This window comes from Mesorhizobium australicum WSM2073, from assembly GCF_000230995.2.
GTDB lineage: Bacteria > Pseudomonadota > Alphaproteobacteria > Rhizobiales > Rhizobiaceae > Mesorhizobium > Mesorhizobium australicum.
In genome coordinates this window covers 4255279-4269376 of the sequence record NC_019973.1, presented here as the reverse complement: position 1 = coordinate 4269376, position 14098 = coordinate 4255279, and the positions used below count along the sequence as shown (strand labels likewise).

15 protein-coding genes are annotated in these 14098 nt (G+C 61.3%); 10 read left to right on the top strand and 5 right to left on the bottom strand.

Translation table 11 applies throughout. From position 1 onward, the window contains the following. Positions 1 to 2: 2 nt before the first annotated feature. Together MESAU_RS20465 and ald are read right to left on the bottom strand one after the other, a co-directional pair. Positions 3 to 1307 (bottom strand): outer membrane protein, encoded by a 1305-nt coding sequence (locus tag MESAU_RS20465; RefSeq protein WP_041163459.1) that lies wholly within the window; start codon positions 1305 to 1307, stop codon positions 3 to 5. A 215-nt stretch (positions 1308 to 1522) separates the two neighbouring features. Continuing rightward, positions 1523 to 2638, bottom strand: coding sequence for an alanine dehydrogenase (gene ald / locus MESAU_RS20460; RefSeq protein WP_015317949.1), 1116 nt, complete (start codon positions 2636 to 2638; stop codon positions 1523 to 1525). Between the two features lie 157 nt (positions 2639 to 2795). Between ald and MESAU_RS20455 the strand changes: the two genes are divergently transcribed. Next, positions 2796 to 3269, top strand: a complete 474-nt coding sequence (locus MESAU_RS20455) for an Lrp/AsnC family transcriptional regulator (protein ID WP_015317948.1) — start codon at positions 2796 to 2798, stop codon at positions 3267 to 3269. A gap of 4 nt (positions 3270 to 3273) precedes the next feature. On the opposite strand, the gene MESAU_RS20450 is transcribed toward MESAU_RS20455, so the two are convergent. Beyond that, a complete protein-coding gene (locus MESAU_RS20450; protein WP_015317947.1) occupies positions 3274 to 3933 on the bottom strand; it encodes a 5-formyltetrahydrofolate cyclo-ligase in 660 nt (219 codons plus the stop codon). A gap of 164 nt (positions 3934 to 4097) precedes the next feature. On the opposite strand from MESAU_RS20450, the gene MESAU_RS20445 reads away from it, so the two are divergent. Together MESAU_RS20445 and MESAU_RS20440 are read left to right on the top strand one after the other, a co-directional pair. Next, positions 4098 to 5363, top strand: a complete 1266-nt coding sequence (locus MESAU_RS20445) for an NAD(P)/FAD-dependent oxidoreductase (protein WP_015317946.1) — start codon at positions 4098 to 4100, stop codon at positions 5361 to 5363. 150 nt (positions 5364 to 5513) lie between these two features. Then, complete coding sequence (locus MESAU_RS20440; RefSeq protein WP_015317945.1) at positions 5514 to 7493, top strand: bifunctional 2',3'-cyclic-nucleotide 2'-phosphodiesterase/3'-nucleotidase; 1980 nt, start codon at positions 5514 to 5516, stop codon at positions 7491 to 7493. A gap of 122 nt (positions 7494 to 7615) precedes the next feature. Here the strand turns inward: MESAU_RS20440 and MESAU_RS20435 are convergent, their stop codons facing one another. Beyond that, positions 7616 to 8872: an SAM-dependent methyltransferase gene (locus tag MESAU_RS20435; protein ID WP_015317944.1), complete on the bottom strand. Its 1257-nt coding sequence runs from the start codon at positions 8870 to 8872 to the stop codon at positions 7616 to 7618. Positions 8873 to 9207: 335 nt separating this feature from the next. Here MESAU_RS20435 and MESAU_RS32260 point away from each other — a divergent pair, with 335 nt between their 5' ends. The 6 genes from MESAU_RS32260 (at position 9208) to MESAU_RS20405 (ending at position 12401) form a co-directional block, all read left to right on the top strand. Further along, entirely contained in the window at positions 9208 to 9342 is a 135-nt protein-coding gene (locus MESAU_RS32260; protein ID WP_023773660.1) for a hypothetical protein, read from the top strand. 169 nt (positions 9343 to 9511) lie between these two features. Next, positions 9512 to 9802 (top strand): Dabb family protein, encoded by a 291-nt coding sequence (locus MESAU_RS20425; protein ID WP_015317942.1) that lies wholly within the window; start codon positions 9512 to 9514, stop codon positions 9800 to 9802. Between the two features lie 147 nt (positions 9803 to 9949). Beyond that, positions 9950 to 10831 (top strand): VOC family protein, encoded by an 882-nt coding sequence (locus tag MESAU_RS20420; protein ID WP_015317941.1) that lies wholly within the window; start codon positions 9950 to 9952, stop codon positions 10829 to 10831. Beyond that, on the top strand, positions 10828 to 11670 hold the full coding sequence (gene kdsA / locus MESAU_RS20415; RefSeq protein ID WP_015317940.1) for a 3-deoxy-8-phosphooctulonate synthase: 843 nt from the start codon (positions 10828 to 10830) through the stop codon (positions 11668 to 11670). Before MESAU_RS20420 ends, kdsA begins: the two co-directional genes overlap by 4 nt. A 77-nt stretch (positions 11671 to 11747) precedes the next feature. Continuing rightward, complete coding sequence (locus MESAU_RS20410) at positions 11748 to 11951, top strand: dodecin family protein (protein ID WP_015317939.1); 204 nt, start codon at positions 11748 to 11750, stop codon at positions 11949 to 11951. Positions 11952 to 12035: 84 nt separating this feature from the next. Further along, a complete protein-coding gene (locus tag MESAU_RS20405; protein WP_015317938.1) occupies positions 12036 to 12401 on the top strand; it encodes a PRC-barrel domain-containing protein in 366 nt (121 codons plus the stop codon). A 58-nt stretch (positions 12402 to 12459) separates the two neighbouring features. Here MESAU_RS20405 and MESAU_RS32255 read toward each other — a convergent pair whose 3' ends face one another. Beyond that, entirely contained in the window at positions 12460 to 12585 is a 126-nt protein-coding gene (locus tag MESAU_RS32255; protein ID WP_015317937.1) for a hypothetical protein, read from the bottom strand. A 197-nt stretch (positions 12586 to 12782) separates the two neighbouring features. Here MESAU_RS32255 and eno point away from each other — a divergent pair, with 197 nt between their 5' ends. Then, entirely contained in the window at positions 12783 to 14057 is a 1275-nt protein-coding gene (eno, locus tag MESAU_RS20400) for a phosphopyruvate hydratase (RefSeq protein WP_015317936.1), read from the top strand. Positions 14058 to 14098 lie beyond the last annotated feature (41 nt).

Genomic DNA, 14098 nt, shown 5'->3' with positions numbered 1-14098 from the left:
GCTTAGTTGAACTTGTACTTCGCGCCGATACGCACGGTATGGAAGGAAGCCTTGGAAGTGATGGAGTCGTCGGGGAGGCCGAGATCCGACGAGAAATCCTTCTTGGCAAACTGCGAATAGCGGTATTCCAGACCGAGCGTGACGTTGCTTGACACTGCCGTTTCCAGGCCACCACCGACTGAGAAGCCGCTGGAACCCCAGTCGATGATATCACCGACCGGATCGGAAGCGTTCAGATCGAAATGCTGCCAGCTATAGCCAGCCAGTGCATAGGCAAGGGTCGATTCGTTCATCTTCATGCCGACGCGGCCCAGCACATCGAAGCCGTAGTCCGTATCCAGATTGATCGAGCCGCCTGGGATGTCGAGCTGGCTGGTCATGCCCGAATAACGAGCATCGACCATGACACCCGCAACCCAGCTGCCGAAGTCATGATCATAGCCGACGTTCAACTCGCCAAGCACGCCTTCACCACCAAGGCCGTTGAACTTGGCACCGAGAAGCGGCGGGATTTCGAGTTGGTGCACCGATGCGCCGGCGCCCAAGCCACCACCGATATAGAAGCCGGTCCAGTTGTAGGCGGGTGTTTCAAACGAAGCGGCGGCTCCGTTCTGCGCACCGAAGCGATAGCTGGCGGCAACCTGGAATGTGTGACGCGACGTGTCGAGATTGAGTGCGCCGTCCGGCGAAGGAATGCCAGCTTCGGAAAGGAGATCGTCCTTGGTGCCGAAGCGGGTGTAGCGGTATTCTGTTTTGATCGTCCAGTTGCTGTTGATCGCGGTTTCGAGACCACCCCCGACGAAATATCCGCTCTGGTCCCAATCGAAGCCGAAACCGGCATTGGTATCGAGCTTGTACTTCTGCCAGGAATAGCCGCCCATGACGTAGCCCAGCGTAGTCGGCGTGATCAGGTAACCAGCACGCAAACCGGCATCGAAGCCGTATGTCTCCTGAATAGACGCGTCGAAAGGGCCGACATCCAGCGACGTTTCAATGTTGCCAACATGGACATCGACAAGCCCACCCAGAACGAAGCGGGGCGACACCATATAGTCGTAACCAGCGGTAAGTTCGCCGTAGACCCCTTCACCGCCGATGCCATCCAAAGACAGACCGGGGATGAAATCGCTGCTGAGCTTGTGCGAGTTGGCTCCGGCGCCGATACCGAAGCCAACATAAACGCCACTCCAGTTAAAACCGGATGCCTCGACCGGTTGCACAACATCAGCGGCATGCGCGACCGACATAATTGCCACCGCCGATACTGCACTAAGAAGAATAGATTTCGCTGAAACGCGAAGAAACATAGCCCGTACCCCTAATCAATAAGCCCAAGATGTTCCTAGCAGGGAGTCGGCCAAGAAGGGTATGACAAAAATGCAACAATAGGGGGTAAAGTGCCCTTACGGCACACGCTTCGATGGTCCTCTGGGAAGCGGGTTTGGCGCATCATTGCCCAAAGCAAAAAGCCCGCCGGAGTGAACCGGCGGGCAAGAGTGTGAGTTGACTTTTTCCGGGTATATTAAGCCGCCAGCACTGCTTTCGGCTCGACCAGTTCGTAGCCGAGCGCTTCGGCGACCGCGCGGTTGGTGATCTTGCCCTTGTGGACATTGAGGCCGTTGCGCAGGTGATGGTCATCGACCAGAGCCTTCAGGCCCTTGTCCGCGAGTTGCAGACCATAGTGCAGCGTCGCGTTGTTGAGCGCGTGGGCCGAGGTGACCGGCACGGCACCTGGCATATTGGCAACGCAGTAGTGGATCACGCCGTCGACCTCGTAGGTGGGCTCGGCATGGGTGGTGGCGTGCGAGGTCTCGAAGCAGCCGCCCTGGTCGATGGCGACATCGACCAGTACCGAGCCCTTCTTCATGCCGGACAGCATTTCGCGGCTGACGAGCTTCGGTGCGGCGGCGCCCGGGATGAGCACGGCGCCGACGACGATGTCGGCCGAGAAGCATTCTTCCTCGAGCGCCTCGACGGTCGAGTAACGGGTGTGGACCCGGCCGGCGAAGAGGTCGTCAAGCTGGCGCAGGCGCGGGATCGAGCGGTCGATGATAGTGACATCGGCGCCAAGGCCGGCGGCCATACGGGCCGCGTGCAGGCCAACGACGCCGCCGCCAAGCACGGTGACCTTGCCCGGCAGCACGCCGGGTACGCCGCCGAGCAGCACGCCGCGGCCGCCATTGGCCTTCTGCAGCGCCGTGGCGCCGGCCTGGATCGACAAGCGGCCGGCGACTTCCGACATCGGGGCCAGCAGCGGCAGGCCGCCACGATCGTCGGTCACGGTTTCGTAGGCGATCGCCGTCACGCCCGAGGCGAGCAGGCCCTTGGTCTGCTCCGGATCCGGAGCCAAATGGAGATAAGTGTACAGGATCTGGCCTTCGCGCAGCTGTGCCCATTCATTGGGCTGCGGCTCCTTGACCTTGACGATCATGTCCGACTTGGCGAACACGTCGGCGGCCGTCTTGGCGATGATGGCGCCGGCGGCGCGGTAGGCGTTGTCATCGGCGCCGATGCCGGCGCCCGCGCCGGTCTCGACCAGCACTTCATGGCCATGGGCGACATATTCGCGTACCGAGCCCGGCGTCAGGCCGACACGGTATTCGTGGTTCTTGATTTCCTTGGGGCAGCCGATGCGCATTTTCTTCTCCTGATCCGGGCCCTTTTGGGCTCACTCCCTGTAGTGCTGGAGTGAACCATGAATCGGCGTGCAGGTGTTTGCGAATGCGCTTGCGCGAACAGGCCGGTTTCGATATTCGTTGCAAAAAATAAACGGATTTTCGCAGGAATCACGAAAAATGCCGCTCGACAGGATTGATATCGCCATTCTTGAGACTTTGCAGAAGGACGGGCGGATGCCGAACGCGGCCCTTGCCGAGAAGGTTGGCCTGTCGCAGTCGGCCTGCTCGCGGCGGCTCGACAATTTGGAGAAGTCCGGAACCATCCGCGGCTATCACGCCCGGCTGTCCAACGCGGCCCTTGGCCACCAGATGACGGCGATCGTTCACATATCGCTCTCCGGCCAGTTCGAAAAGACGCTGTCGGATTTCGAGGCGGCGATCAAACGCTGCCCCAACGTGCTGTCGTGCCACCTGATGTCGGGCGAGTACGACTATATCCTGAGGATCGCGGCCAAGGATCTCGTCGACTACGAGCGCATCCACAAGGAATGGCTGTCGGCGATGCCGCATGTGACGAAGATCAATTCGTCCTTCGCCCTGCGCGAAATCGTCGACCGGACGGCAATGGGTCTGAAGCCGGAGATGGCCTAGAGCCCTATACCGTGGCCGCCTCCGTCACGATCCGATCCATCGGGATGTCGTGCGGCTGCGGATAAATGGTGGCGATGCGCTGCAATTCGTAGCCGACACCGATGACCAGCGGCTTGAACGGCATGGCGGCCAGCGTACGGTCGAAGAAGCCGCCGCCATAGCCCAGGCGATAGCTTGCCGGATCAATGCCGACAATGGGCGAGATGACGATGTCCGGCAGCACCGGATCACCCTCTGCCGGAATCGGGATGTTCCAGACGCCCTTTTCCAACCGGTCGCCCGGTTTGTAGGCGCGGAAGATCAGCGGTTGCCCTTTCTCGACAACGATGGGCAGCGCGGTGCGACCGCCACGCTCATTGACGGACGCCATCCAGGGCCGCAGATCCGGCTCGCCGCGAAACGGCCAGTAAAGGCTGACCATGCGGCCCGCGATCTCGCCGACAAGTGCATCCAGCCCGCCGGCGATGCGTTGCGACATTGCTGTTCGGGCGTCGGCGGAAACTTCAAGCCGGGCGGCGATTAGCCTTTCGCGCTCGGCTTTGCGCCAACGCCGCACGTCGGTCCAGTCGCTGAGTGGTGCCTGGAACGCAGGGTCGAGCTCGTGCATGAAGCAGGGCGGCGAAGAGTATTGCGCCGGGCCCTGGTTGTCATGATCGTTAGCCATGCCTCACCTCATCTCATGTTCGATGACGCTATACCTCGCGATACGATAGAACATGTGCATTCACGACATGGAACGACGAGTCTCAAGCACTGTCCTGCCATTGTTGCATTGCACAAGATACCTACATCTAGGGCAGGCAATCTTGCCCATCAGGGGTGAATCAAATGAGCGATGCCAGACATCATGTCGTGGTCGTCGGTGCCGGGTTCGGCGGTCTCGAATTCACCCGCGCACTGGCCGGTGCACCGGTGCGCATTACCATGATCGACAAGCGCAACCATCATCTGTTCCAGCCGCTGCTCTATCAGGTGGCAACCACGGCGCTGGCAACCTCGGAGGTTGCCTGGCCGATCCGCCATCTCCTGCGCAAGCGCAAGGATGTGACGACACTGCTCGCCAATGTCACGGATGTCGACCGGTCCGGCAAACGCGTTCTGCTCGACGACGGCAGCGCCGTCGCCTACGACACGCTGGTGCTCGCCACCGGCGCGCGCCATGCCTATTTCGGCCATGACGAATGGGAGCCTTTCGCGCCGGGCCTGAAGACTTTGGAGGATGCCACCACCATTCGGCGCCGCATTCTTCTGGCCTTCGAGCAGGCGGAGCGGGAATCTGACCCTGCCAGGCGCCAAGCGCTGCTGACCATTGTCATCGTCGGCGGCGGGCCGACCGGGGTCGAACTCGCCGGAACCATTGCCGAACTGGCACATGACACGCTGCGCGGCGAATTCCGCAACATCGATACGCGCCAGACGCGGGTGGTGCTGATCGAGGCCGGCGACCGCATTCTGGCCAATTTCGCGCCAAAGCTCTCCGACTACGCTCGGAAGGCGCTGGAACGGCTTGGCGTTTCGGTCGAGCTCGGCCGGGCCGTTACGCGCTGCGATGCCGACGGCGTGGTTTTTGGCGACACGATTCTGCCGGCCCGCACGATCCTGTGGGCAGCCGGCGTTGCCGCTTCGCCAGCCGCCGAATGGCTGGAAGCGAAGGCGGATCGGGCGGGCAGGGTGTTGGTCGAGCCTGATCTCAGCGTGCCCGGCAGCCCGGAGATTTTTGTCATCGGCGACGCCGCCCACGTGCTGCGGCCCGACGGGCGGCCCGTGCCCGGCGTCGCGCCTTCCGCCAAGCAGGAGGGACGGCATGTTGCCGCGACCGTCAAGGCCAGGCTTGCCGGCGACACCAGCCCGCGGCCTTTCCACTACAAGCACGCCGGCGATCTGGCGACGATCGGCAAGCGCGCCGCCGCCATTGATTTCGGCTGGATCAAGCTCACCGGTTGGCTTGCGTGGTGGCTTTGGGGCATTGCACATATCTATTTCCTGATCGGTTTTCGCAACCGGCTTGCGGTTTCGCTGAGCTGGCTATGGATCTACGTCACAGGCCAGCGCAGCGCCCGGCTGATCACCCAGGGCGACGACGACAGGACCTGACTTTCTTCACCGCGCCTTTCATCCGGCCGTCATCTGTTGCTGATGGATTGGCGTGCCGATGCGCGCGACTTCTTGAGTGGACTTGAGCTGATTTCAGCGCGAAGTTCGCTTCGGGGCAGGACTCGTCAGGTCGTTGAAGAAGGAGAAAACATGTCGCAACTGCTCCATCCCGTCTCTCGCCGTGGTCTCCTAGCCGGGGCCGCCGCCACAGGGGCGCTGATCGTGCTTCATCCCTTCTCCGCCCGGGCGCAGGCCAACCAGGCGCATCTAAGGATCATGGAAACCACCGATATCCATGTGAACGTGCTGCCTTATGACTACTACGCCGACAAAGCCAATGACACGATGGGCCTGTCGCGCACGGCCTCCCTCATCGACGCGGTGCGCAAGGAAGCCGCCAATTCGATGCTGATCGACAATGGCGACCTTTTGCAGGGCAACCCGATGGGCGACTACATCGCCTATGAGAAGGGCCTGAAGGAGGGCGATCTCCATCCGATCATGAAAGGCATGAACCTGCTCGGCTACGAGTGTTCGACACTGGGCAATCACGAATTCAACTATGGCCTGTCCTTTTTGGACAAGGTGCTGGCCGGCGCCAATTTCCCGTTCGTCTGCGCCAACCTGATCCGGGGTACCGAGCTTGCCGCCAACCCGCGCGACGACAAGCTCTACCTCAAGCCTTACGTAATCCTGGACAAGAAGATCAAGGACGGGTCAGGCTCGGAACAGCCGATCAGGGTCGGCATCATCGGTTTCGTGCCGCCGCAGATCATGGTCTGGGACCTCAAGAACCTCGAAGGCAACGTCAAGACACGCGACATTGTCGAAGCGGCGAGGGCGTGGGTGCCGCGGATGAAGGAGGAGGGCGCCGACATCGTCATCGCGCTCTCGCATTCCGGCATCGACGTCAAGCAGGGTGACATGATGGAGAATGCCTCGTTCTTCGTCGCCGGCGTCGAAGGCATCGACGCGGTCTTCACCGGCCACCAGCATCTGGTCTTCCCCGGCAAGAAAGATTTCCAGGCGCTCGAGGGCGTCGACGCACAGAAGGGGACGCTGCAAGGCAAGCCCGCCGTCATGGGCGGGTTCTGGGGCTCACATATGGGCCTGATCGACCTGATGCTGGAGCGCGACGGGTCGAAGTGGAAAGTGGTCTCGGCGACATCGGAGGCACGGCCGATCTTCGAGCGTGTCGACAACAAGAACAAGCCGACCGTCCCGGACGACAAGCGCATCATCGCCGCTCTCGAGCAGGACCACCAGGCGACGCTCGCCTATGTGCGCCGCCCTGTCGGCAAGACGTCCGCGCCGCTCTATTCCTATTTCGCGCTGGTCGCTGACGACCCGTCGGTGCAGGTCGTCAGCCAGGCGCAAACCTGGTACCTGAAGGACATATTGAAAAGCACACAGTGGAAGGACGTGCCGTTGCTGTCGGCGGCGGCCCCGTTCAAAGCCGGTGGACGCAACGGCGCCGATTACTATACCGATGTGCCGGCGGGCGACATCGCCATCAAGAACGTCGCCGACCTCTACCTCTATCCCAACACGGTGCGCGCCGTGGAAATCACCGGGGCTCAGGTCAAGGAATGGCTGGAAATGTCGGCCGGCATCTTCAACAAGATCGAGGCGGGGAAGGCTGACCAGGTCCTGATCAACACTGATTTTCCGTCCTACAATTTCGACGTCATCGACGGCGTCACCTACAGGATAGATCTGTCGCAGCCGCCGAAATACGATGCCAAGGGCGGCATCGCCAATGCCGGTTCCAATCGCATTGTTGAGCTTATGTTCGACGGAAAACCGATTGATCCGGCAGCGAAATTCGTCGTCGCGACCAACAATTACCGGGCTGGCGGCGGTGGCAATTTCCCCGACATCAATGCCGCGAAGATCATCTACGAGGCGCCGGACACCAACCGGGACGTCATCGTCCGCTACATCGTCAGCCAGGACACCATCAACCCGTCGGCCGACGACAACTGGTCGTTTGCGCCGTTGCCGGGAACCAGCGTCGTCTTCGACACCGGCGTCAAGGCAAAGGACGTCATCGCCGATGTGAAGTCGCTGAAGATCGAACCTGCCGGCGAGGGCGAAGCTGGCTTTGCCCGATATCGCATCCTTCTCTGATCAGCTGTCAAAGCTGGATGCGGTCAGCCTTGGAGGCCGGCGGCACGAATCGCCCGGCATGACAAGATCCAGCGCATCGATGGAAATGCCGCCCGCAAAAGGAAGTCGACGTGCGTACCCAGCTACGCCTTGTAGACCACCTGGCGCACATCGATGTAGCTGGCTCGGAAGCCGGCTTCGCAATAGTGCAGGTAGAACTCCCAGAGTTTCTTGAAACGATCGTCGAAACCGAGCGGTACGATTTTCTCCCAGGACCCTCGAAAACGCTGGCGCCATTCGGCAAGTGTACGGGCATAGTCTTCGGGGAAAACGCGTTCGCGCAGATGAGCAAGGCCGTGCGCGGCGCCAAGTGATTTCAAGATGGACGGCGTCGGCAGCATGCCGCCCGGGAAGACGTAGCGCTGGATGAAATCCGGCCTTGCGCGATAGGTGTCGTAGGCGGCTTCGTTGATGGTGATGATCTGCAGTCCAGCCATGCCGCCGGGCTTCAGGCAGTCCTTCATCTTGGAGAAGAACACCGGCCAGTATTTCTCGCCGACCGCCTCGAACATCTCGATCGAGGCGATGCGATCGTAGGTGCCCGTTTCGTCGCGGTAATCCTGCAACTTGATGTCGACCTTTTCGTCAAGGCCGGCCTTGGCGATGCGCGCCTTGGCGAAGTCGTGCTGCTCGCGGCTGATGGTCAATCCGGTAACCCGGCAACCGATTTCGCGTGCCGCGAATTCGGCAAAGCCGCCCCAGCCGCAGCCTATCTCCAGCACATGATCCTTCCCGCCTATGCCGGTATCCCTGGCCAGCGCCTGGTATTTGGCGGCCTGGGCGCTCTCGAGATCGTTGACGCCATTCGCGTAAAGCGCCGAGGAATAGGTCATGCTCGGGTCAAGCCATTCCTTGTAGAAGGCGTTGCCGAGATCGTAGTGCGCGGAGATATTGCGCTTCGATCCCGCGCGTGTGTTCTCGTTGAACCAGTGACGGATGCGCTGGACTGTGTTGATGAGCCAGCTGGCGCCGCCGGCAACCCTCTCACCGAAGGCGGAGTTGACCACGAATAATTCCAGGAAGCTGGTGACGTCAGGGCTTTCCCAATCGCCGTCCATATAGGATTCGGCAACACCAATTGTGCCGCCGGAAAAGGCGCGGCCCGGCAGGCGCCAGTTCTTGAGCACCAGTTCGGCATCGGGCCCCGGCGCCTTTCCGCCGACGAGAACGGCGCGGCCGTCCGGCATCCAGACTTTCAGCGAGCCGCGCGGCAGGTTCATCGCCGCCGACAGCACCATGCGCGCCTTGGCCGGCAGGCCCTTGACGATCTCGGCGAAATTGAACTCGTCGAGCCTGACCGCGTCGCCCGGTGCTATGCCATGATGTTCCCCGTGTGTCATTCCAAGCCCCTGGATCTCCGTGGTGCCGGCGCGATCGCCGAGCCGCGGTTCTCTTGGTTCATCCGCCGGGTTCGAACGCCATTGCCTGGTCCCGGTAGCTTGCGGATCCGGCGACAGGCGGGCTCGAACGAAGCGCGCGCCCCTTAGCCAGAGCTTCAGCGCTTCCCGATGAATGCCTGCGCCAATCTTCCACGCCATGAGGCGGAACTTCAAGAGGCATGCCAAGAGCTGGACTGTGCCACGCGGGCGGCTGGCATCCGCCGCCTTGCGGCAGGCTGCTGCCCAAAATCGAAAACGTCTATGGCAGCCGCGGCGCTAGTGCGATAGCTTTAGCCATGCGTTATGTGATTGTCATTGCCGCCATCGCGTTCTTCCTGATCTGGGACGGTCTCTACAATCAGGGCCGGTATCTCGACGTCACGGTCAGGGAACTCTCCCATGTCGTGCGCTACGTCACCGGAAAAGCCTGATATCCCCTCTTGAGATAGCAGCCTGGCGCCTCATTTGAGGTGCTCACCGGTGTGAGACGAGGTCCAGCCCGATCGAGGCGCGTCGCAAGGACGCGTGGCGCCATGACCGGTTGACGCAAAGAGACCGCCGTCACAAAAGACACCGACATTTCAGATCGAGGAGGCGGGATTGATCCGGCATATCGTTTTCTTCAGCGCGCGCCGCAAGGAAGATGTGGAAGCAGTTCGCACCGGACTGCTGGCGCTTGGGGACATTCCTCATTCCAGTCTCTTCGAGGTCACGTTGAACACCAAGGTCGACCCGCTGTCGGATGAAGTGGATGTCGTCGTCTACGCGGAATTTGCCGATGACGCGGCGCTGGCAGCCTACAAGTCGCATCCGCTCTATGCGCAGACCACCAGCAAGGTCAAACCATTGCGCGAGCTGCGCTATTCCGCTGATGTCGTGGCTGGAAGCTGATCCCGTGCCGGGATAGCCTCATGTCAAGTCCAGTTGCGGCGGAAGGGAAAGTCCACGACTGTTTCAGGTGGTTGTTGCGGGGCCGCCGCCGGCGGCATTGCGATCAAGTCTTGAACCGATCTTCCGAATGATGCACATCGCGCTTCCATGACCTCGTCAGGCATTCATCCGCTCGATCATCTGGTTCTGCCGACGCAGAGCCTCGATGTGGCGCGTGCCCGGCTCAACGCCCTTGGCTTCGTCGTCGCTCCGACCGGCATCCATCCGTTTGGCACGGAAAACTGCTGCGTTTTCCTCGCCGATGGCACCTATCTGGAGCCGCTTGCGATCGGCCGTGAACAGGCTGCGACAGAGGCGGCTGCCGAGGGCAATGTCTTCGTTGCGCGCGATCGCCTCTATCGCGAAAGTCGTGGCAACGAGGGATTTTCCGCGGTGGTGCTTGGCACGGACAATGCCGATGACGACCATGAACGCTATGTCGAAGCGGGTCTGTCGGCGGGAGACAAGCTGAGCTTCTCCCGAGCCTTCACCGACACGGCGGGCAAAAGCGATACGGCGTCATTCAAGCTCGCCTTTGCCGCGGCTCCCGGCCAAACGGACGCATTTCTTTTTGCCTGTCAGCGCATCAACGCGCCGAGAGTAGACCGAGGAGCCTTGCAGGCTCACCCCAATGGGGTCGACGGAATTGTCGAGGTGGTTGCAATCAGCAGCGCTTCCGCCGAGCAGCATCGGCTGATTTCAGTGGCGGTCAATGATCAGGCCGCCGATGCGCACGACGGCGTCTTTCATCTGCCGAACGCGGCCTTGACCGTGCTGGAGGCCGCCGCTTTCACGGCGCGCTTCGGCATACCGGCCGGTACGCCATCAGAATTGCACTTCGCCGCCGTGGTTTTTTCGATCCGCGACATTGGCGCCACCGCAGGCCTGCTTGCGGCCAATGCCGTCCAGCACGATATGTCGGGCAATGACATCATCGTGCGGCCGGCATCCGGGCAGGGCGCGGCTTTCATCTTTCGGGAGATCCCATGAGCAACCCCCTGGCGCCCAATTCGTCGGTAACCGTCGGCAACGTCGTCTTCGACAATGCGGGACCCCTGGCGCTGATCGCCGGCCCTTGCCAGTTCGAATCGCGCCAGCATGCCTTCGACATGGCCGGCACGCTGAAGGAGCTGACCGGCAGGCTCGGCATCGGCCTCGTCTACAAGACGAGTTACGACAAGGCCAATCGCACCTCGCTGTCGGCGACGCGGGGTGCCGGCATGGATGCCGCGCTTCCCGTCTTCGACGAGTTGCGCAAGGAATTCTCGCTTCCCGTGCTGACCGATGTCCACACCGAGGAACAGTGCGCGATCGTGGCGCCGCATGTCGACGTGCTGCAGATTCCGGCCTTCCTGTCGCGCCAGACCGATATGCTGGTCGCAGCCGCGAGGACGGGCAAGGTCATCAATGTGAAGAAGGGGCAATTCCTCGCGCCCTGGGACATGAAGAACGTCGTCGCCAAGATCACCGGCTCGGGCAATGCCAATGTGCTGACCACCGAGCGCGGCGCTTCTTTCGGCTACAACACGCTGGTGTCGGATATGCGGGCGCTGCCTGTCATGGCCGAGATCGGCGCCCCGGTGATTTTCGATGCCACCCATTCGGTGCAGCAGCCGGGCGGGCAGGGCGGATCGTCTGGCGGGGAGCGCCACTTCGTCGAGACGCTGGCCCGCGCGGCTGTTGCCGTCGGTGTTGCCGGCGTCTTCATCGAGACCCACCAAGACCCCGACAATTCGACTTCCTCCGACGGTCCCAACATGCTGCCGCTAAAGGATATGCCGGCACTGCTGGAAAGGCTGATGGCCTTCGACAGGATTGCAAAGGGCTGAAAAGCCAATGTCTTGTAGCGGATAAGCCCCGGTTGTAGGCTCGTCCGGCAAATGAGCGCTTTGGCAGGAGGAAGCCAATGTCCGTCGCCCGCGTCACCGAAATCACCTCGTCGTCCAGGAAAAGCTTTCAAGACGCCATCGAGAAGGGAATTGCGCGCGCCGCGAAGACCCTGAAGAACGTCGAAGGCGCCTGGATCCAGGACCAGAAGATCGTCGTCGAGGATGGCAAGATCGCGGCCTATCGCGTCAATATGAAGGTGACTTTCATCCTCGCGGAGTGATTGGGCAGCCGCCAAAAAAGTCGGGAACTTTCGCCCGCGCCCCTCATTGTCAAAGTGCGGATTAACGACAACGAGGAGCAAACAATGACGACGCAAACAGGCCACACCGAAGCCATTGCCGCTTCGCGAGTCATCGGCACGACCGTCTACAACACCCAAGGCGACAGCATCGGCAGCATCGAGGACGTCATGCTCGACAAGACGTCGAACGGCATCATGTTCGCGGTGATTGGATTTGGCGGCTTTCTCGGCATTGGCGAGAAGTACCACGCCATCCCCTGGGCAAGCCTCGACTATGATGAGGCAAGGGGCGGCTATGTCATACCCTTCTCCAAGGAACAGCTGAAGGCAGCGCCTGCCCATTCCATCAACGAACTGGCCGGCGCGGATGGCGAGAGCGCGCGCGACGAGTCATACGAATACTATAAGGTCGCGCCCTACTGGCATTGACGCCACAATCGAAAAAGGGGGTCGTTTCCACGGCCCCCTTTTTGATTCAAATGCAACGCTACTCGCTGATGTGCAAATCCGGCAAAGACGCAATAGCCTTTGGCGGCGACTGCTGGTTGTCGCATGACGTCAGGAACGCCGCGGCGATCAGGAACAGACTGACAATACCGCTCAACTCAGACATGGCGAACCCCTCCTGTTTCGCCCCGCGATAACATTCCTAACCCGAAATGCGCGTCCGGTGGCATGACTTATGATGACAGGAAATTGCGCTTCGTGAATCGGGCGGGCGGCACTATTCGATCAGGCCCCGATTGCCTTTTGCGTCGCTTTGGCTAAGACGGGCGCGACGTTTTCTCCAGATCAATCGAGGACATCGCAATGACCGCCATCATCGACATTGTCGGGCGTGAAATCCTGGACAGCCGTGGAAACCCGACCGTCGAGGTCGATGTTGTTCTCGAAGATGGTTCGATGGGCCGCGCCGCGGTGCCGTCGGGTGCCTCCACCGGCGCCCACGAAGCCGTCGAGCTTCGCGACGGCGGCGCCCGCTACCTTGGCAAGGGCGTGCTCAGGGCCGTCGAGGCGGTCAATGGCGAATTGTTCGAGGCGATCGGCGGCATGGAAGCCGAAAACCAGATCCATATCGATCAGACCATGATTGAGCTTGATGGCACGCCCAACAAGAGCCGGCTCGGCGCCAACGCCATCTTGGGCGTTTCGCTGGCGGTCGCGAAGGCCGCGGCCGATGCAGCCGGGTTGCCGCTCTACCGCTATGTCGGCGGCACCAAGGCGCATGTCCTGCCCGTGCCGATGATGAACATCATCAATGGTGGCGCGCATGCCGACAATCCGATCGACTTCCAGGAATTCATGATCCTGCCGGTCGGTGCGCCGACGCTGCGCGAAGGCGTGCGCTGGGGCTCGGAAATCTTCCACACGCTGCGCAAGAAGCTGAAGGATGCCGGCCACAACACCAATGTCGGCGACGAGGGCGGCTTCGCCCCGAACCTGAAGAGCGCGCCGGTGGCGCTCGACTTCATCATGGAATCGATCGAGAAGGCCGGATTCAAACCAGGTGAAGAGATCGCGCTCGGCCTCGATTGCGCCGCGACCGAGTTCTTCAAGGACGGCAACTATGTCTATGAGGGCGAGAAGAAGACGCGCGATCCCAAGGCGCAAGCCAAGTACCTCGCCAAGCTCGCGGCCGACTATCCGATCATCTCGATCGAGGATGGCCTTGCCGAGGACGATTGGGAAGGCTGGAAGTACCTGACCGACCTGATCGGCAAGAAGACGCAGCTCGTTGGTGACGATCTCTTCGTCACCAACACGGCGCGCCTGCGCGACGGCATCCGCATGGGCGTCGCCAACTCGATCCTGGTCAAGGTCAACCAGATCGGCTCGCTGACCGAGACGCTGGATGCGGTCGAGACCGCGCACAAGGCTGCCTACACCGCCGTCATGTCGCACCGTTCGGGCGAAACCGAGGATTCGACCATCGCCGATCTCGCCGTCGCCACCAATTGCGGGCAGATCAAGACCGGCTCGCTGTCGCGCTCCGACCGCATGGCCAAATACAACCAGCTGATCCGCATCGAGGAAGAACTCGGCAAGCAGGCGCATTATGCCGGCAAGTCCGTGATCAAGGGCTGATCCGGCCGCACATCGTTGATACGGAGAGGGCGGGACATCCC

Coding starts and splice junctions, on each gene's coding strand:
- MESAU_RS20405 (WP_015317938.1), top strand. CDS start 12,036: ATGACGACGCAAACAGGCCACACCGAAGCCATTGCCGCTTCGCGAGTC.
- MESAU_RS20455 (WP_015317948.1), top strand. CDS start 2,796: ATGCCGCTCGACAGGATTGATATCGCCATTCTTGAGACTTTGCAGAAG.
- eno (WP_015317936.1), top strand. CDS start 12,783: ATGACCGCCATCATCGACATTGTCGGGCGTGAAATCCTGGACAGCCGT.
- MESAU_RS20440 (WP_015317945.1), top strand. CDS start 5,514: ATGTCGCAACTGCTCCATCCCGTCTCTCGCCGTGGTCTCCTAGCCGGG.
- MESAU_RS20410 (WP_015317939.1), top strand. CDS start 11,748: ATGTCCGTCGCCCGCGTCACCGAAATCACCTCGTCGTCCAGGAAAAGC.
- ald (WP_015317949.1), bottom strand. CDS start 2,638: ATGCGCATCGGCTGCCCCAAGGAAATCAAGAACCACGAATACCGTGTC.
- kdsA (WP_015317940.1), top strand. CDS start 10,828: ATGAGCAACCCCCTGGCGCCCAATTCGTCGGTAACCGTCGGCAACGTC.
- MESAU_RS20435 (WP_015317944.1), bottom strand. CDS start 8,872: ATGACACACGGGGAACATCATGGCATAGCACCGGGCGACGCGGTCAGG.
- MESAU_RS32260 (WP_023773660.1), top strand. CDS start 9,208: ATGCGTTATGTGATTGTCATTGCCGCCATCGCGTTCTTCCTGATCTGG.
- MESAU_RS20465 (WP_041163459.1), bottom strand. CDS start 1,307: ATGTTTCTTCGCGTTTCAGCGAAATCTATTCTTCTTAGTGCAGTATCG.
- MESAU_RS32255 (WP_015317937.1), bottom strand. CDS start 12,585: ATGTCTGAGTTGAGCGGTATTGTCAGTCTGTTCCTGATCGCCGCGGCG.
- MESAU_RS20420 (WP_015317941.1), top strand. CDS start 9,950: ATGACCTCGTCAGGCATTCATCCGCTCGATCATCTGGTTCTGCCGACG.
- MESAU_RS20450 (WP_015317947.1), bottom strand. CDS start 3,933: ATGGCTAACGATCATGACAACCAGGGCCCGGCGCAATACTCTTCGCCG.
- MESAU_RS20445 (WP_015317946.1), top strand. CDS start 4,098: ATGAGCGATGCCAGACATCATGTCGTGGTCGTCGGTGCCGGGTTCGGC.